15 protein-coding genes, 1 tRNA gene, 1 other RNA gene and 5 pseudogenes are annotated in these 17,034 nt (G+C 40.5%); 10 read left to right on the forward strand and 12 right to left on the reverse strand.

Features of this window, described 5'->3' with window-relative positions:
• Nucleotides 1–1,783: 1,783 nt before the first annotated feature.
• The 6 genes and pseudogenes from ykgO to V4P57_RS07105 all read left to right on the forward strand — a co-directional run.
• Nucleotides 1,784–1,909 carry a type B 50S ribosomal protein L36 gene (gene ykgO, locus V4P57_RS07080; protein ID WP_455465860.1) on the forward strand — a complete coding sequence of 42 codons (126 nt, stop codon included), beginning with the start codon at nt 1,784–1,786 and terminating at the stop codon, nt 1,907–1,909.
• 144 nt (nt 1,910–2,053) lie between these two features.
• Nucleotides 2,054–2,857 carry a tetratricopeptide repeat protein gene (locus V4P57_RS07085; RefSeq protein WP_455465861.1) on the forward strand — a complete coding sequence of 268 codons (804 nt, stop codon included), beginning with the start codon at nt 2,054–2,056 and terminating at the stop codon, nt 2,855–2,857.
• Nucleotides 2,858–2,894: 37 nt separating this feature from the next.
• Nucleotides 2,895–3,186, forward strand: a pseudogene (locus V4P57_RS07090) (hypothetical protein); the annotation flags it as partial.
• Nucleotides 3,187–3,223: 37 nt separating this feature from the next.
• Nucleotides 3,224–3,515, forward strand: a pseudogene (locus V4P57_RS07095) (hypothetical protein); the annotation flags it as partial.
• A 37-nt stretch (nt 3,516–3,552) separates the two neighbouring features.
• A pseudogene (locus tag V4P57_RS07100) lies at nt 3,553–3,844 on the forward strand (hypothetical protein); the annotation flags it as partial.
• Nucleotides 3,845–3,881: 37 nt separating this feature from the next.
• Nucleotides 3,882–4,173: pseudogene (locus tag V4P57_RS07105) on the forward strand (hypothetical protein); the annotation flags it as partial.
• 249 nt (nt 4,174–4,422) lie between these two features.
• Here V4P57_RS07105 and V4P57_RS07110 read toward each other — a convergent pair.
• Nucleotides 4,423–4,640: pseudogene (locus tag V4P57_RS07110) on the reverse strand (hypothetical protein).
• Nucleotides 4,641–5,806: 1,166 nt separating this feature from the next.
• On the opposite strand from V4P57_RS07110, the gene V4P57_RS07115 reads away from it, so the two are divergent.
• Nucleotides 5,807–6,088, forward strand: a complete 282-nt coding sequence (locus tag V4P57_RS07115) for a helix-turn-helix domain-containing protein (RefSeq protein WP_455465862.1) — start codon at nt 5,807–5,809, stop codon at nt 6,086–6,088.
• A 765-nt stretch (nt 6,089–6,853) separates the two neighbouring features.
• Here the strand turns inward: V4P57_RS07115 and V4P57_RS07120 are convergent.
• The 3 genes from V4P57_RS07120 to ssrS all read right to left on the reverse strand — a co-directional run bounded on the left by V4P57_RS07120 (nt 6,854) and on the right by ssrS (nt 8,789).
• Nucleotides 6,854–7,705: a TIGR00282 family metallophosphoesterase gene (locus V4P57_RS07120; RefSeq protein WP_455465863.1), complete on the reverse strand. Its 852-nt coding sequence runs from the start codon at nt 7,703–7,705 to the stop codon at nt 6,854–6,856.
• Between the two features lie 3 nt (nt 7,706–7,708).
• Nucleotides 7,709–8,317, reverse strand: coding sequence for a 5-formyltetrahydrofolate cyclo-ligase (locus V4P57_RS07125; protein ID WP_455465864.1), 609 nt, complete (start codon nt 8,315–8,317; stop codon nt 7,709–7,711).
• Between the two features lie 312 nt (nt 8,318–8,629).
• Nucleotides 8,630–8,789, reverse strand: a non-coding RNA gene (ssrS, locus tag V4P57_RS07130) — 6S RNA.
• A 54-nt stretch (nt 8,790–8,843) separates the two neighbouring features.
• Here ssrS and V4P57_RS07135 point away from each other — a divergent pair.
• A complete protein-coding gene (locus V4P57_RS07135) occupies nt 8,844–8,972 on the forward strand; it encodes a hypothetical protein (RefSeq protein WP_455465865.1) in 129 nt (42 codons plus the stop codon).
• Nucleotides 8,973–9,108: 136 nt separating this feature from the next.
• Here V4P57_RS07135 and V4P57_RS07140 read toward each other — a convergent pair whose 3' ends face one another.
• From V4P57_RS07140 to V4P57_RS07155, 4 genes are all read right to left on the reverse strand, one after another.
• Complete coding sequence (locus V4P57_RS07140; RefSeq protein ID WP_455467007.1) at nt 9,109–9,417, reverse strand: hypothetical protein; 309 nt, start codon at nt 9,415–9,417, stop codon at nt 9,109–9,111.
• 34 nt (nt 9,418–9,451) lie between these two features.
• Nucleotides 9,452–9,760 carry a hypothetical protein gene (locus tag V4P57_RS07145; protein WP_455467008.1) on the reverse strand — a complete coding sequence of 103 codons (309 nt, stop codon included), beginning with the start codon at nt 9,758–9,760 and terminating at the stop codon, nt 9,452–9,454.
• 34 nt (nt 9,761–9,794) lie between these two features.
• Entirely contained in the window at nt 9,795–11,090 is a 1,296-nt protein-coding gene (murA, locus tag V4P57_RS07150; RefSeq protein ID WP_455465866.1) for a UDP-N-acetylglucosamine 1-carboxyvinyltransferase, read from the reverse strand.
• Nucleotides 11,091–11,249: 159 nt separating this feature from the next.
• The gene (locus V4P57_RS07155; protein ID WP_455465867.1) at nt 11,250–11,396 is read right to left on the reverse strand and encodes a hypothetical protein; all 147 of its coding nucleotides are present in this window, start codon (nt 11,394–11,396) and stop codon (nt 11,250–11,252) included.
• A gap of 171 nt (nt 11,397–11,567) precedes the next feature.
• Here V4P57_RS07155 and V4P57_RS07160 point away from each other — a divergent pair.
• A tRNA-Thr gene (locus V4P57_RS07160) sits at nt 11,568–11,642 on the forward strand.
• A 293-nt stretch (nt 11,643–11,935) separates the two neighbouring features.
• Here V4P57_RS07160 and V4P57_RS07165 read toward each other — a convergent pair.
• The 4 genes from V4P57_RS07165 to V4P57_RS07180 all read right to left on the reverse strand — a co-directional run bounded on the left by V4P57_RS07165 (nt 11,936) and on the right by V4P57_RS07180 (nt 15,222).
• The gene (locus tag V4P57_RS07165) at nt 11,936–12,634 is read right to left on the reverse strand and encodes a lambda exonuclease family protein (protein WP_455465868.1); all 699 of its coding nucleotides are present in this window, start codon (nt 12,632–12,634) and stop codon (nt 11,936–11,938) included.
• A gap of 1,364 nt (nt 12,635–13,998) precedes the next feature.
• Entirely contained in the window at nt 13,999–14,196 is a 198-nt protein-coding gene (locus V4P57_RS07170; RefSeq protein WP_455465869.1) for a hypothetical protein, read from the reverse strand.
• A 5-nt stretch (nt 14,197–14,201) separates the two neighbouring features.
• The gene (locus tag V4P57_RS07175) at nt 14,202–14,591 is read right to left on the reverse strand and encodes a hypothetical protein (RefSeq protein ID WP_455465870.1); all 390 of its coding nucleotides are present in this window, start codon (nt 14,589–14,591) and stop codon (nt 14,202–14,204) included.
• 313 nt (nt 14,592–14,904) lie between these two features.
• Nucleotides 14,905–15,222: an XRE family transcriptional regulator gene (locus tag V4P57_RS07180; protein ID WP_455465871.1), complete on the reverse strand. Its 318-nt coding sequence runs from the start codon at nt 15,220–15,222 to the stop codon at nt 14,905–14,907.
• Nucleotides 15,223–15,680: 458 nt separating this feature from the next.
• Between V4P57_RS07180 and V4P57_RS07185 the strand changes: the two genes are divergently transcribed.
• Nucleotides 15,681–16,898: a YdaU family protein gene (locus V4P57_RS07185; RefSeq protein ID WP_455465872.1), complete on the forward strand. Its 1,218-nt coding sequence runs from the start codon at nt 15,681–15,683 to the stop codon at nt 16,896–16,898.
• The last annotated feature ends 136 nt before the right edge of the window (nt 16,899–17,034 follow it).

Genomic DNA, 17,034 nt, shown 5'->3' on the forward strand with positions numbered 1-17,034 from the left:
CTCACAAATCTATCCAAAACACCCCTCCCTACAAGCCTCCCTTGGTAACTCTCGCAAAGCTTCTGTTATCACACGGCAAAATTCACTTATTTCCGTGGATTAAGAGAGAACAAATTTGCCTTTCTTCTCGTTAAAAGCGCTCTCCATTATCTTCTCCAAGAAGATTTCCGCCTCTCTTCCACCCAAAATACCCCGCGCTTTTAGCTACAATACCTTAAGTCTCATGGTATTTTAATCAGAGATGATACTGAAATTTACAAAGGTTTCAAAATTTTATAGGCTATAGGACACAAGAAATCCCCCCATATCCAAAAGCAAAAATGGCCTCTCAGCATAGTTGAATTTGCTTATTTCCGTGGATTAAGAGAGAACAAATTTGCCTTTCTTCTCGTTAAAAGCGCCCTCCATTACCTTCTCCAAGAAGATTTCCGCCTCTCTTCCACCCAAAATACCCCGCGCTTTTAGCTACAATACCTTAAGTCTCATGGTATTTTAATCAGAGATGATACTGAAATTTACAAAGGTTTCAAAATTTTATAGGCTATAGGACACAAGAAATCCCCCCATATCCAAAAGCAAAAATGGCCTCTCAGCATAGTTGAATTTGCTTATTTCCGTGGATTAAGAGAGAACAAATTTGCCTTTCTTCTCGTTAAAAGCGCCCTCCATTACCTTCTCCAAGAAGATTTCCGCCTCTCTTCCACCCAAAATACCCCGCGCTTTTAGCTACAATACCTTAAGTCTCATGGTATTTTAATCAGAGATGATACTGAAATTTACAAAGGTTTCAAAATTTTATAGGCTATAGGACACAAGAAATCCCCCCATATCCAAAAGCAAAAATGGCCTCTCAGCATAGTTGAAAAAGCCCTAGAACGGGTGATTTTCATTTCCTTCTTTTTAAATGGCATACAGAAATCTCCCCAAGAAAGGATAATTCTGAAGGACACTATCGCCATCGATGAAATTGTCGCAAAATCTTTTGCTTTAATGGCGCAATCTTCCACTTTAGCAGCACATAATTTCTGTTTTAACGACACAAATATCGTAGTCGATGACTGAAAAAATACCAAGCAATAACGAAAGGTCCTCCACATTCTTATAAATTATGATGCAAAAGCGCCAAAGCAGAACTTAGTTTATCTCTTAACAAAAAAGAAGTAGATGGCTTTTTCTGTTTTTATGGAGCATTTTCTAAAGTGTTCAACCGAAGATTCACAATTTTCTCTCTCGCTCTAAAATTTGGAATTATTGTAAGCACGACAAGCGCTTTGGCTCTCCAAAAAACCATGGCTTGGTTAAGTTTTAAAACAATGAAAAGTACCGGTTTGTGCTCTTGTATTTTTGTTGATACATTTTCTCCTCGCTTCTACGTGAGAGAGCACAGGTATTTCACCGCCCATATCATCAAAAATGAGAACCTTTGAGATTTTTGCATTTTTTTCTCTTCCATTGGATACATCCTCAGGCATTTTGAGGGGATAGTTCCTTGACAAGAAGAAGAGTTCTTGTTAGAAGTGCTTCAGTTTTTTGCAATTTTCACTTCTTCGTTGTGTTAATGAAATGTGTTAATGCGTGCCTTTGTTTTGAGGGTGCGTTTTTCTTTTTTTGATCACAATGAAAAAGTATAGAGCATAGTGTTGTAAAGGTCTCTTAATTTGTAAAGGTCTCTCAAGAGGAGCAGCATACTGGTTTACAAAAGAACAGCATGTTGTTGTATTGAGGTTATGACAACTTAAATTATGACCTTAATTTGCATGAGTATATATAAACGGTGAGTATGATGAAAATTAAGAATTCGCTTAAAGCACTAAAGGATCGGCACCGTAACAATCGTTTGGTGCGTCGCAAAGGTCGTGTTTACATCCTCAATAAAACGAATCCACGTTTTAGAGCACGTCAAGGTTGATATTCTGTCAAGCTTAATGGCTTGTCATGATAGATGGTTTTTTGCCTGCTTTTTAGCAGGCATTAATTTTTTTATTCTCTTGAAAGTTTATTTTTGCATTTCAGGTCTGTTGTGTAATAATTTGCCGTTTGAGGTCTTGTCGTTATGGTTTTTTTGATTTTTTTTAAAAGTTTACGATTTCGGGATCTTTGTTTTTTCTGGCAAGGTTTTTTGCGTTTCCGTTTTTTGCATTTCGTTGTATTTTTTTTAATTTCTGCAGGCAATTTTGGTTTAGTTTCGACTGGATATGGACAAAATCCTCCCTCACTTCCTGAAGATCCCCCTTCTCCTCAAATGCTTTTACCGCTAGATGAACTTTTACCCAGCTCTCCTTCTTCAACACTGAGAATTCCTGATAGTACTGTGACCATTTTTGAAGATTCTGACGCATCCACCCAATCTCATACTGACAGAGCGAAAGAGCGTAGAGAAGCGGAAATTTTACACCTTCTCAAAGAATTGAAGTTTTGTGCGAATGTTCATGAAGCTAAAAAGATAAGCGAACAACTTCAACGTTTATGGTCACAATCGGGCAGTGAAACGATTGATCTTTTGATGTCATGGGCTGAAAATGCGATCAATACTGACAATTATGGTCTTGCTCTTGATTACATTGACAATGCCCTTGCGCTTGAACCCACTTATGCTGAAGCTTGGGTAAGGCGAGCGTGGATTCACATTCAACTTAGTGATTTTAAGCTAGCGATGCTTGACCTTAACCATGCCCTAGAACTTGAGCCACGCAATTACATAGCGTTCTTTGAGCTTGGAGTTACCATGGAGGCAACAGAGCGTCCACATCTTGCCATCAAAGCCTATAAAAAGGCACTTGAATATTATCCACAAATGCAAAAGCTTCAAAAGCGCATTGAAGCTCTTTTAGAGAAAGCAACACCTCAAACCCTTTAAATTTGCGCTTGATGATAGAGAATAACGCGACTTAAGAAACATCCTTGCGCTTGAACCCACTTATGCTTCAAGCTTGAGTAAGATGAGTATGGTTTCCCATTCAACTTAGTGATTTTAAGCTAGCGATGCTTGACCTTAACCATGCCCTAGAACTTGAGCCACGCAATTACATAGCGTTCTTTGGGCTTGGAGTTACCATGGAGGCAACAGAGCGTCCACATCTTGCCATCAAGGCCTATAAAAAGGCACTTGAATATTATCCACAAATGCAAAAGCTTCAAAAGCGCATTGAAGCTCTTTTAGAGAAAGCAACACCTCAAACCCTTTAAATTTGCGCTTGATGATAGAGAATAACGCGACTTAAGAAACATCCTTGCGCTTGAACCCACTTATGCTTCAAGCTTGAGTAAGATGAGTATGGTTTCCCATTCAACTTAGTGATTTTAAGCTAGCGATGCTTGACCTTAACCATGCCCTAGAACTTGAGCCACGCAATTACATAGCGTTCTTTGGGCTTGGAGTTACCATGGAGGCAACAGAGCGTCCACATCTTGCCATCAAGGCCTATAAAAAGGCACTTGAATATTATCCACAAATGCAAAAGCTTCAAAAGCGCATTGAAGCTCTTTTAGAGAAAGCAACACCTCAAACCCTTTAAATTTGCGCTTGATGATAGAGAATAACGCGACTTAAGAAACATCCTTGCGCTTGAACCCACTTATGCTTCAAGCTTGAGTAAGATGAGTATGGTTTCCCATTCAACTTAGTGATTTTAAGCTAGCGATGCTTGACCTTAACCATGCCCTAGAACTTGAGCCACGCAATTACATAGCGTTCTTTGGGCTTGGAGTTACCATGGAGGCAACAGAGCGTCCACATCTTGCCATCAAAGCCTATAAAAAGGCACTTGAATATTATCCACAAATGCAAAAGCTTCAAAAGCGCATTGAAGCTCTTTTAGAGAAAGCAACACCTCAAACCCTTTAAATTTGCGCTTGATGATAGAGAATAACGCGACTTAAGAAACATCCTTGCGCTTGAACCCACTTATGCTTCAAGCTTGAGTAAGATGAGTATGGTTTCCCATTCAACTTAGTGATTTTAAGCTAGCGATGCTTGACCTTAACCATGCCCTAGAACTTGAGCCACGCAATTACATAGCGTTCTTTGGGCTTGGAGTTACCATGGAGGCAACAGAGCGTCCACATCTTGCCATCAAGGCCTATAAAAAGGCACTTGAATATTATCCACAAATGCAAAAGCTTCAAAAGCGCATTGAAGCTCTTTTAGAGAAAGCAACACCTCAAACCCTTTAAATTTGCGCTTGATGATAGAGAATAACGCGACTTAAGAAACATCCTTGCGCTTGAACCCACTTATGCTTCAAGCTTGGGTAAGATGAGTATGGTTTCCCATTCAACCTAGTGATTTTAACTTACCCTCTGCTTCCCAGCGGCGTAGAATACTGGTCGAAACACTCAAAACTTGAGTCCGCCTTACCTATTCCAACGAATTTATCCATAATAGGCATTATTACAAAGATATAAAAGGTTATAAGTAAACTATTAATTTTCTCCTACAATAACATCTTTATCCAACCAATTTAGACCATATTCTTTATCAGCATTCTTTGTAAGAAAACCCATATCGCGTACAAATTGCGCACCATTTTGAGATTTAAGAAATAAGAGTGATGAGCTGATAAATCAGCCATTGCTAACCATTCCCATGCTGTTTTGTCATCACCAACACGGTCAGCTGCTTCTGATTCAGAGAGATAAATACCATCTTGATCTAAGCCTCCTGTTCATAATTTTTCGCATTCAGCATTGATCATATAACTTTTTGGCAACCCTTTTTTCATAGAAATCCCCTTCTCACAGATGTGTGTTTGTATACTAATTTAACGGTTAAATCTGATCAATAAAAATGCTTATGGTTTCTTTACACAAACTTGTTTTTTTGTCCTAAAATTAAGTCACCCATAAGAAATCGCTCTTTTTTCCTTAACAATTTTAGATGAAACGCCCTGCTGTAATCAACGTCAGTACCCTCTTTTATCTTTGGATGAGGTTTTGAGCCAAATTTTACGACACTGACTTCCAACGCTACCATTGATTCCTCATTCGTTTGCTCTCCAAAATACGTGCACATTCAGCTTGTGCTACAGCAGCTAAAATCATAAATGACTATTTTCTCATTGTTCCTTTTGTACTGAGACCATTTTCCAGAAAAGGAATACCCCTCATCTTGTAACAACTCTTAAAGCATAAGGATCACATCAGCAGTATTCCACCAAAATCTGTATGACTATTCCACCCAAACCGCTCCATTTTTGCACAAAGCAAGAATATCCTCTCATCGCACGTCAAAGCATCTCTGCATCTTCTCATATCATGAGCTCAGACTCGCGTTTATTGAGAGGACTAGCAAGCATTGGTTCTTACAAGTCGGGTGAAACCCTTTAAAGGCGCGCCTAATGGCGTCCTTGACTTAAGAATCATAACAGCTTGTTTTGTTTTTCTCACGCAGATATGAGCTCATGATTTTGGTGAGCGTTCATAAGAGATATCTTCTCATTAGAAAACAAAGAAAGGCGATTTTAATTTCCAATTCCCTGAAATTACTTTACTATCTAAAGGGTGATTTTGGTCGTATACGCAGCGATCAAGAGGGAACTGAAAATTCCAAAATTCGAACGTGAAAATAACCCATTATATGGGTATCATGGGAATTTCGGTGGTTTTTGCTATGTCCGGATTCTTTCAGCACTAAAAGCAAAAGGTTGATTTGAACTCAGTGTTTTCAGACTCCCGGAATATCAATACGAGAGCGTTCACAATCGGCGAGGAAGCTTAAGAGTGAAAATCAAAAATCCACATTTAAACGACATTTTTATAGGCAAAATTTATAAGCAAAAAAATTGGCTTTGAAAGAACAATGCTAAGAATGCCGCAAAAGCAATTAGGTAGCCAATTAGGTGTAATTTTCCAACAAATCCAAAAGCATGAAAAAGGCTTAAATCGTGTGAGTACGGAGCGCTTAAAGGAAATTTCTGATATTCTCAATGTTCCACTTTCCTTTTTTTACAGGGATCTCTCACCAAAAGGAAACACTCCCTATCATTGTGATGAAGCAATATCGAGCAAAGAAGAGCACATCCTTTTGAAAAGTTTTAGAATGCTCAAACTTAAAAAACGGAAAGCGATTTTACCGTTGCTTTCTCATTAGAATAAAAAATTCATCGGTCATTTTTTTTATTTTTGTTAGGCGAGTTTTTGGAGGGTCTCTTTCTTGGGATTTTTTGGGAGGGACTTTCTTTTGGGGGAACGAAATTTTTCCAAGCTAACCACATTGCCAAAGAGAGTCTTTACAAGGGAATATTGGAGAGCAGACATCAAAGAGGGCACTGAAGGAAGGCTACCAAAAATCTGGAATTTCAGGCTTTAAATGAGGACCAATCTGTTTTGGAAACGAAATTTTTCCAAGCTAACCACATTGCCAAAGAGAGTCTTTACAAGGGAATATTGGAGAGCAGATATCAAAGAGGGCACTGAAAGAAGGCTACCAAAAATCTGGAATTTCAGGCTTTAAATGAGGACCAATCTATTTTGGAAACGAAATTTTTCCAAGCTAACCACATTGCCAAAGAGAGTCTTTACAAGGGAATATTGGAGAGCAGATATCAAAGAGGGCACTGAAAGAAGGCTACCAAAAATCTGGAATTTCAGGCTTTAAATGAGGACCAATCTATTTTGGAAACGAAATTTTTCCAAGCTAACCACATTGCCAAAGAGAGTCTTTACAAGGGAATATTGGATAGCAGACATCAAAGAGGGCACTGAAGGAAGGCTACCAAAAATCTGGAATTTCAGGCTTTAAATGAGGACCAATCTGTTTTGGGAACGAAATTTTTCCAAGCTAACCACATTGCCAAAGAGAGTCTTTACAAGGGAATATTGGAGAGCAGATATCAAAGAGGGCACTGAAAGAAGGCTACCAAAAATCTGGAATTTCAGGTTTTAAATGAGGACCAATCCGTACTGCTGAAACCTTTTCTGCTAAACCTGTGCGGTCTGAAATTTCAACCGCTAACCCGCAAAGTGTAGCAGGTCCTCGCGCTGGTTCATAACGATCCTGTTTTTTCTTATAAAGAAAACGGTGTAAAGGCTCTTCCTTATCCATTCCAAGAGACGAATTATAATCTCCACACATCCCCGCATCCGTTAAGTAAGCACTGCCACCTTCTAAAATTTGCGCATCAGCTGTAGGAATATGAGTATGCGTTCCTACAATCACGCTTACACGACCATCAAGAAAATGTCCAAAACATTGCTTCTCGCTCGTTGTTTCTGCGTGAAAATCAAAAACAATTGCATCGGCCTGTTCCATCAAAGAGCAAGCACATAAAATCTTTTCAGCCGTTTCAAAGGGATCCATGACCTTGCAGGGCATAAAAACACTCCCCAAAAGGTTCGCAACCAGAACATGCGCCCCATTTTTTGCTGTAAAAATATCAGAACCTTTTCCAGGCATTCCCTTCATAAAATTTTCTGGCATAAAATTTGCTGGACGTAAAAAACGATCGCTGTCATGCGCATACTTTAATGCTTCTTGACACGAAAAAGCGTGATTTCCGGTTGTCACAACATCAACACCCACCATTAAAAGGTCTTGATATGTCTCTTGTGTTATACCAAAGCCTTGAGAAGCATTTTCACCATTCACCACGACAAAATCAAGTTTCCATCTCTTGATCAGTTTTGGAAGCTGTTCAAAAACAACTTCGCAACCCGTCATTCCAACAATGTCACCTAAAAATAAAAAACGCATAGGCGTTTTAATCATACTTTATCGTTTTAAGAAACCCTTTTCTGTAAAAATTCCTTTCACAACAAGATCATGTTCCGCATGAGGAATGGATTCAACTTCCTGACACGAAAATCCTAAGCCAAATAAATTTACCTGATAACCTTTTTTTTCAAGATCTTCAACCGCACGATCATAATATCCCCCTCCATATCCGAGACGGTGACACTGTTTGTCAAATGCAGAAAGTGGAACAATAATCACATTTGGTATAACAGTGGCATTTTCTGCCCCAGGACCTAATGTTCCAAAACGCATCGATTCTAGCGCCATGTTTTTTGAAAATGCACGAAAAATCATGGTGGTTGAATCAAGCACCACTGGTAAAGCTAAACTGCCACCACGTAACGCGACAGCATCCAATAAAGGACGCGGATCAATTTCTGATTTTATCGGCCAATATCCCGCTAGAATCATGCGTGAAAAATCTTCGCCTTTTTCCTCAAGGCTCTTCATCAGATGGGCACAGGCACGCTGCGAAAAAACAGATTTTTCTTGTGTTGAAAGAGCAGCGCGCTCGGATAAGCCAATCTTGCGGAGCTGTGCACGGATCGATAAAGAAAACTGCAGATTATCTGTATTTTCTACCATTTTTTTCCCAAATAATTAATTATAGCGCTGTAAATAAAAATGAGTGGATTGCAAAAAAGCAGCATGCTCTCTCTTTTTGAAAGGAGAACATGGTAAAGTGACCTGCTTTTGTTTGGCTTATTTGCAAATTGATCGAGCAAACCGAGAATGTTGCACATCATTTTTCTCATTAATTATTCTGTAAACTGCTATAGATGCACAAAACAAGCTCTTTTAAATCGGCGAAGATTCTCATAAACTTCTTGAAAAGATCATAGCAATTCACTTTATACAAAAAAGAGCACAACAATTTATTTTATTATGCAAGAGATAAGGTGATCCACGACAACCGGTGGAAAAAGTTGACCCCGGGAACCTATAAAATAGGTGGGCGCCATATGAAAAAGCCCACGAGCTTTATCAGGGACAGCTCCCTTAGAGATCAATAAGGTCTCAGGAATACGTTATTTCCTGTCGAGAAGCGCAGAACACCCCACTCACTATAAAACATTTTGAACTTTTCTGCTAGATATAAAATGATTTCAATATGCTCTCTTTTGAGCCTCATTCGGTAGAGGTTGTGTCTGCTGTGATGATGATGCAGGATATTGTCCCTAATAAAGCGCCACCAGTGAAGCCATCCTCCAATGAAGTTCCTCCACCCACAGTGAGGTAGCTTACGACACGGATATCTAGAGATGGATATATGAGAGCTATAGTTCTCTTGATTCCATAGTCTTATAAACTCAAGCAATGCACCATCTATCGCGCAGATCAAGTTCCAGAGCCATACAAATTAAAGGACAAATGGTTTACGCTGTTATACGTTGAATGGTAGCACCACATTGTGCTAATTTTTCTTCCAGCCGTTCAAACCCGCGATCGAGGTAATACACGCGATTAACGATCGTTTCGCCCTTTGCCGCCAGTGCAGCCATCTCCCAATAAAGTGCTACCTCAATAAAGCGCCACCAGTGAAGCCATCCTCCAATGAAGTTCCTCCACCCACAGTGAGGTAGCTTACGACACGGATATCTAGAGATGGATATATGAGAGCTATAGTTCTCTTGATTCCATAGTCTTATAAACTCAAGCAATGCACCATCTATCGCGCAGATCAAGTTCCAGAGCCATACAAATTAAAGGACAAATGGTTTACGCTGTTATACGTTGAATGGTAGCACCACATTGTGCTAATTTTTCTTCCAGCCGTTCAAACCCGCGATCGAGGTAATACACGCGATTAACGATCGTTTCGCCCTTTGCCGCCAGTGCAGCCATCTCCCAATAAAGTGCTACCTCAATAAAGCGCCACCAGTGAAGCCATCCTCCAATGAAGTTCCTCCACCCACAGTGAGATAGCTTACGACACGGATATCTAGAGATGGATATATGAGAGCTATAGTTCTCTTGATTCCATAGTCTTATAAACTCAAGCAATGCACCATCTATCGCGCAGATCAAGTTCCAGAGCCATACAAATTAAAGGACAAATGGTTTACGCTGTTATACGTTGAATGGTAGCACCACATTGTGCTAATTTTTCTTCCAGCCGTTCAAACCCGCGATCGAGGTGATACACGCGATTAACGATCGTTTCGCCCTTTGCGGCCAGTGCGGCAATAACAAGAGAAACGGAAGCACGCAAATCGGTTGCCATCACTTGTGCTCCTTGCAATTGCTCTGTTCCGTAGACGGTAGCTGTTTGTCCATAGAGTTTGATCTGAGCACCCAAACGAATAAGTTCCTGAACATGCATGAAACGATTTTCAAAAATTGTTTCAGTAATATGAGCGATTCCCTGAGCCCTTGTCATCAGTGCCATGAATTGCGCTTGGAGATCTGTTGGAAAAGCGGGATAAGGTCCAGTTTTGATGTCGACAGGTATTATTTTTGTTTTTCGCCCATTTCGGCTCACCTGAATTCCTTGAGGTTTTATTTGAATATCGAGTCCAGTTTTTTGAAGCACTTTGAGCACTTGAGATAAATGATTAGGGTTTGCATTTTTGAGAAACACATCCCCCCCTGTCATAGCTACAGCCATTGCATATGTTCCAGCCTCAATTCGATCAGGAATGACTCGTACTCTAGCACCATTAAGTTTTTTAACCCCCTCGATAGTGAGTGTTGTTGTGCCTTCACCGACTATTTTTGCCCCCATAGCGTTGAGAGTTCGAATAAGATTAGCGACTTCTGGTTCACAAGCAGCGTTATCGAGAATGGTTTTTCCCTTTGCCATAGTTGCCGCCATAAGCATCACATGTGTCCCCCCAACAGTCACTTTAGGAAAGCGGTAGATATCACCTTTTAATCCTCTTGGAGCTTTAGCCCGCACATATCCATTTTCAATAGCAATATGGGCTCCTAAAGTTTTGAGACCCTCGAGAATAAAATCGACGGGTCTTGTTCCGATAGCGCATCCCCCAGGCAGGGATACATACGCTTCTCGGCATCGAGCAAGCAGGGGTCCGATCACCCAAAAGCTTGCCCGCATTTTTTTCACCAATTCGTATGGAGCACGTGTTGTGACTATTTTTTGAGCGGTAAAATGGATTGTTCTAGAATCCACACAATCGTGGTGGACTTCCTGTCCATCGACGGCATATCCGACACCATGATTATTCAGAATACGAATGAGCAATTCAACATCAGCAAGATGGGGAATATTTTCTAAAGTAAGCGTTTCTTCGGTAAGCAATGACGCGATCATAAGGGGTAATGCGGCATTTTTTGCTCCTGAGATGGGAATTGTTCCTTTCAGTTTTTTACCGCCAACAATTTGAATAGAATCCATCGTATTTTCCCTTTGTGTTTCCCCTTCCAAAGGTTTTACCCCCGAGAAGTTATTTTTTTTTATGATTTCAAAACGAAATCGATAATTTTAGAATAAATCTTAGATACTATAACGAATCATTGAGACGCTTGGTTGCAAATTTGCCATAAGAAATATTTCTCAAAGCTCTGTTTTCGCTCTTTTTCGACTTTGCTCTTTTCGGCGCTTCAGATTTTGGCGCAACTGTTGAGCTAATCTTTCTTGGCGTCGTTTTGCTTTTTCATCTTTATGATTAATTTCTTCTTGTTTTTGATGCATCTGTGTCATTGCGCAACCTTTTAAGCAGTGTTGAGTTTTTTCAATCAACTCACGGCCTTTAAAAACTCTGTATAAGAAATGTATAACATGACACAAGAAGATTTTCTTGCAAGAATACACAAATGCTCTCTTGCCTATTTTATGACAATATGGCACAAGACAGCGCAAAGATTGAAAACGGCTGCGGTAGCTCAGTGGTAGAGCACTCCCTTGGTAAGGGAGAGGTCGAGAGTTCAATCCTCTCTCGCAGCACCATTGCGCGTAACATTTTAGCATTAGAGTATTTTTACAACCACCATCCCTTCTTAGTATTTTCATGACATTCTCGTAATATTTCCTTTCACAACATTTTTGCAATATTTCTTTTCACAACATTCTCGCAATATTTCCTTTTACAACATTCTTGCAATATTATTATTGTAGTATTTTTACATAATTCAATACTTGCATGCCCATCCTTTTTTCTTTCTTGTTTTATAACCTGTTCCAGTTTTCCGCCCAAGTTTCGCCATATTACTCTCATCTTCCATTCCCACGGCTCTTACTCCTCATCCCCTGATTGTGCGTCTTTCTCTTATACGCTTTTTTCTTGTGCTCCCTTCAAGGATATTTTCCCTTCTGATACCAAACCTTACCTCAGCAGACTTAATTTTCTGTACCATGATCTCCAATTCCTCATTAAATCGGCTAATTTCACTTTCAAGTTTTCGGATATAAACTTCATCACGATAAGCACGCTTAATCAGAGGCGGCATATCTGGCCAATATAGCATTAAATCCACCCATTCACGTTGAGCGATCCACAATCCTCCCTGACATTGAGCTTTATGCTCTTCTGGAAAATCTTTTTGAGCGTAATGAGGGATGAGAATTTCTGGTTTTTTGGTTTTAATTTCCAATAATCCGTTTTTTCCAACAAAAGCATCAGGAGAAAAGCCTTTCATACGATCATCGGCTAGAACAAACCCGATACATTCAGGCTCTGTGTGCGTGAGTGTAGCATACAGTTGGCGCGCATTTAGTTCTAATTTTGTTCCTCGTCGCATAGACAGTGTTGTCCCCTCATCGACAATTTTTCCAGTGATTCTTTCTCCAGCAAGTTTCATCATAATGGAATGATATTTTGAGGTTTTTTGCCCCTGTTTTTTTCGTGCCATAACCATTTCAAACAAAGAAGCCGTTATCAAGCCATTGCGTGCTTGCAGCCATTCCTCTGTTCCCTGAATACAATCGATAACAATTGGCATAAACTTTCATCCCCCAGAATTGACCGCATTTTTTATTTGCAGCCTTCTCTTTCAACCTCACAACATCCTCATTTTTGAGGAATATACCTTTTTTGAAACCCTTCTTCTCTCAAATGCCCCCATCCCACATCTTGCATCCCACATCTTGCATCTCCAACCTTGCATCCTCCGCCCTACAAACGCCACATTCCCTTCCCCAACAATTTGAGGACAGCTTAAAGCTTTTTGTTTTTTTAAAGCCCCCATGGGCACTCCCTCCTAAGCCCGCGTGAACATCTCCAAACACTTCTCCAAACATTCCCTACACGCCTCTTCTCCAAATGTTTCTCCCAGATGCAAGTCCCATTGCTCATGAAACACCGCCATAACACTCTTCTAAAGTCTATCGCCTTAACCCCTTGGCTCAAAACTCCCTCAATGAAGCACTATTTCCAGATGCATCTCACTTCCTTCTCCTTCTCAAATATCCTCACATCCCACATCTTGCATCCCACATCTTGCATCTCCAACCTTGCATCCCACACCTTGCATCCCACACCTTACATCTCCAACCTTGCATCCTCCGCCCTACAAACGCCACATTCTCTTCCCCAACAATTTGAGGACAACTTAAAGCTTTTTGTTTTTTTAAAGCCCTCATTGGCACTCCCTCCTAAGCCCGCGTGAACATCTCCAAATACTTCTCCAAACATTCCCTACACGCCTCTTCTCCAAATGTTTCTCCCAGATGCAAGTCCCATTGCTCATGAAACACCGCCATAACACTCTTCTAAAGTCTATCGCCTTAACCCCTTGGCTCAAAACTCCCTCAATGAAGCACTATTTCCAGATGCATCTCACTTCCTTCTCCTTCTCAAATATCCTCACATCCCACATCTTGCATCCCACATCTTGCATCCCACATCTTGCATCCCACACCTCGCATCTCCAACCTTGCATCTCCAACCTTGCATCCCACACCTCGCATCTCCAACCTTGCATCTCCAACCTTGCATCCCACACCTTACATCTCCAACCTTGCATCCTCCGCCCTACAAACGCCACATTCTCTTCCCCAACAATTTGAGGACAGCTTAAAGCTTTTTGTTTTTTAAAGCCCCCATGGGCACTCCCTCCTAAGCCCGCGTGAACATCTCCAAATACTTCTCCAAACATTCCCTACACGCCTCTTCTCCAAATACCTCACAATATCTCTTAAAAACCAGCGCCTCACATCCCCAACAGCCGGCAACATATGCAATTACAGCACATAGCCCTGAAGCATTTTATTCCCTAGAATTCGGTATTCCCGATGGAAAAACGCTTAAGGGTTGTATCCTTTTTATTGACTAATAATCCGTCTCAATCATGCTGTTGCACAATTCTCAATCATGCTGTTGCACGACGGAAAAATCGTCTCGCTGATATTCTCGAGCCAAATTTTTCGCGACACCTTCTGCAACCTGTTGCGATATGAAAAGGACTGCCTTGTGCTTTTGTGGTTCGAGTCTGATTGTGTTTTGGGTATTTCCAGCGTAGTAAAGCGGAAATCCCTGATAAAAAGTTTTAAGATAATTTGCCATGATTTTTACCACCAGTAATCGTTCAACACATCACATGGGCGCAAACGATGCTGTTTTTCGTAAGAACCATAGAGATTATCTTCATAATCACGCGCCACTTTTTCATCTAAACAGACGTGGTAAGCATCACTATTGAGAATGAATGGCTGGAGTTGGTTATTTTGTTCGTCAATTTCGTAATTTGCGACATAAGCATCAGCGATTTGTTCACTAACATCCTCTGCATGAAGTGTCGTGAGATCAAGACGCAAGATTCTATGAACAGTTTCACACTCTTCAATAAATTCGAGCACTTCTTCGATTTGTTCGAGTGGTCCTTCATAGACATCACCTTTTTCATCTTCACAAAGAAGTATGATAATTTCATCCTCTTTAACGAATGGCATATTTTTCATAATTTCCCCCCTTTCGATAGTTGATAACGCACAGCTTTGTCTTGACAAGGCCGAATATAGCGTTACCCTTATATCCTCTATGGGAGAGATGTCAATTAATATTATCCTTAATAAAAGATATAATTTCAATCTTTACAACGTTGAAACGGCGTGCGTGAATAAAAACCTGTCCTCTTTTGTTCACCTGATGTCCTTACATTGTTCTCTATTTGTTCTTAATTAATGCAACCACCAACAGACAGGAGAGCTAAAATGAGTGATTTAAAATTGATAAAATACTGGTGCACTCTTGACGAAAAAACACAGAAAGAACTTATTCTGAGGCTTCGCCAGTTGACCGCCGCAAAAGAGTTAAAATCGCCTGTCTTTCCTCAGAAGAAAGCTTTGAAACGAGATCTATGAACTCTTTATCTTCTAAACTAGCACCCTCTCCGTAAAGGATATAATTCATACTGATATTAATTTCATGACAAATACGTGAGAGGGATTCAATTGTTGGTTCTTTTCCTTCAATGAGGATAGAATGAAGGTACCCAGCACCTTTACCGGCTGCGAGAGAGATAGATCTTTTTGACCGGCCAGTTTTTTTGAGTGCTGCACTTAATCTTTGCCGCCAACCATCGATATTCATAGTTTCACCATATAGCGCATCTTTTTAAAAAAACACGTCCTTTTTGTAAAACGATCTTGCAATCTCCTCTAAAAAGGATAGAATTAAAGAAAACAAATTTTACTTTTTAAAGGGGGGACAAAAGCGCATTTCCGAGTTAAACGAACATTTTACTACCCCAAAGGCTGCAAAAGGCGCCTCCCGAAAGCTCATGCGTCTCAAATATTGTACCCTTTATCTTTTGTCATCTATACAATCTCAAACTGTAGGGTTGCATGCACCTGAAAATGCAAGAATCATCTGTTAGAATCCATAAAGCTCTTTTGAAAGAGCACGTCCTCTAACAGACAAAATGGGACAAAACCGAAAGCTTCACTCGAGCGTATAAACTTTAATGAAACATCAACGCCTACCAAAAACATTGTTTTCGCTTTTGTTATGAATGGAAATATATAAGAAATAAGAAAGTGGATTGAAGTATGCAACACGCCAATCAACAAGAAACTCCACACTATGAATCGTCTAGGCTTCCTTATGTTTGTTGGTATCAGAATGATTTTCTAGGTGGTGTTCGCGGGATGCGTGCACATGAGATTGGAATTTATACGATTCTTCTCAACGAAATGTACGCACGAGGTCGTCCTCTAGAATTATCGGTAGAACGTTTAGCGCGTCTTTGTGGTTGTGACAAGCGAACTTTTGTAAATGTTTTAGAAATGCTGATAGAGGAAGGAAAAATTTTAAATTTAGCGAATGGTTTATGGAATAAGCGCTGCGAAAATGTGTTTCACGAGCGAGCAAAATTGCTTGAACAGAAATCCCTTGCGGGTCGTTCTTCGGCACAAAAACGCAAGAAAATCAATGCCAAAGTTCAACAACTGCTAAACGAGAGTATAAGAGATGATAAACAAAGCTCAGAATCTCAGAAGGGAGAAGAAAAGGAAACACCTCACGGTGTTTCAGAAAAGAATTTTTTCTTAGCCAAGACACAGGAGGAAAAATCACAAGAAGCAACAGCAGCAAATTTCTGTTTTTCTCCCACCCCCAAGAAATCTTCGCCGCACCTCTTTTGCAAACAAGAGCATGGGAATTCTGCTCCAACTTTTAGTGAAAACGTAAAAGACACCCCCAGCATTAACGAGGAGGGAGAAAATTTGCTCTGTTCTCATAGGAAAACAGAAAACCCTACTGGTGCAAGTGCAATCCCCCAAAATTCATGCATCCCGCACATGAACACAGAGCACATCTCCGCCTCATCGGCAAACACAGAAAACTCCACCCACTGCACGCCAAGCTCAGACAGTTCCCGAGAAAAACCAACGCACTCCAACAGCAAAACCAAAAGCCGCACAACGACCCTCAAAGGAACGGCCTTCAAAGGGCACCGCCTTTCCAAAGATTGGCAAGCAGACATCGCTGCAGCAGTTTCAGAAGGACTGAGTGAAGAGCAAGCGCATTGGCAAGAAAAGAAATTTCGCGATTATTGGCATGCCAAAAGTGGCAAAGAGGCACTTAAAGTCGATTGGCAAGCGACATGGCGCAACTGGTTTCGCCGTGAGATTGAACGGATAAAAGAACATCAAGAAAGACTGAGTGTTTTTTCTTCTCACTCCCCAAAAAATCGCAAAATCGTAGACCCACAATACAGCGACATTGACAACCTTTACAAAACCCTCATCAACTACCAGACGAAATGACCATGAGCACAATTTTTGAAATAAAACTACCCATAATGCAATCAGCCACACCCTAAAATTTAAGCAGATAAAAGAACATCAAGAAAGACTGAGCATCCCCTCAAGAACTCTAGAATCTTAGGCTTACAATACAGCA

Source organism: Bartonella sp. B39 (assembly GCF_053795145.1).

Excerpts from the sequence above, each read along its gene's own strand:
- V4P57_RS07125 (WP_455465864.1), bottom strand. The coding sequence starts at position 8,317 with ATGGTAGAAAATACAGATAATCTGCAGTTTTCTTTATCGATCCGTGCA.
- V4P57_RS07115 (WP_455465862.1), top strand. The coding sequence starts at position 5,807 with ATGCCGCAAAAGCAATTAGGTAGCCAATTAGGTGTAATTTTCCAACAA.
- V4P57_RS07180 (WP_455465871.1), bottom strand. The coding sequence starts at position 15,222 with ATGAATATCGATGGTTGGCGGCAAAGATTAAGTGCAGCACTCAAAAAA.
- V4P57_RS07120 (WP_455465863.1), bottom strand. The coding sequence starts at position 7,705 with ATGATTAAAACGCCTATGCGTTTTTTATTTTTAGGTGACATTGTTGGA.
- V4P57_RS07185 (WP_455465872.1), top strand. The coding sequence starts at position 15,681 with ATGCAACACGCCAATCAACAAGAAACTCCACACTATGAATCGTCTAGG.
- murA (WP_455465866.1), bottom strand. The coding sequence starts at position 11,090 with ATGGATTCTATTCAAATTGTTGGCGGTAAAAAACTGAAAGGAACAATT.
- V4P57_RS07165 (WP_455465868.1), bottom strand. The coding sequence starts at position 12,634 with ATGCCAATTGTTATCGATTGTATTCAGGGAACAGAGGAATGGCTGCAA.
- V4P57_RS07170 (WP_455465869.1), bottom strand. The coding sequence starts at position 14,196 with ATGGCAAATTATCTTAAAACTTTTTATCAGGGATTTCCGCTTTACTAC.
- ykgO (WP_455465860.1), top strand. The coding sequence starts at position 1,784 with ATGAAAATTAAGAATTCGCTTAAAGCACTAAAGGATCGGCACCGTAAC.
- V4P57_RS07135 (WP_455465865.1), top strand. The coding sequence starts at position 8,844 with ATGCTCTCTTTTGAGCCTCATTCGGTAGAGGTTGTGTCTGCTGTGATG.
- V4P57_RS07085 (WP_455465861.1), top strand. The coding sequence starts at position 2,054 with ATGGTTTTTTTGATTTTTTTTAAAAGTTTACGATTTCGGGATCTTTGT.
- V4P57_RS07175 (WP_455465870.1), bottom strand. The coding sequence starts at position 14,591 with ATGAAAAATATGCCATTCGTTAAAGAGGATGAAATTATCATACTTCTT.
- V4P57_RS07155 (WP_455465867.1), bottom strand. The coding sequence starts at position 11,396 with ATGACACAGATGCATCAAAAACAAGAAGAAATTAATCATAAAGATGAA.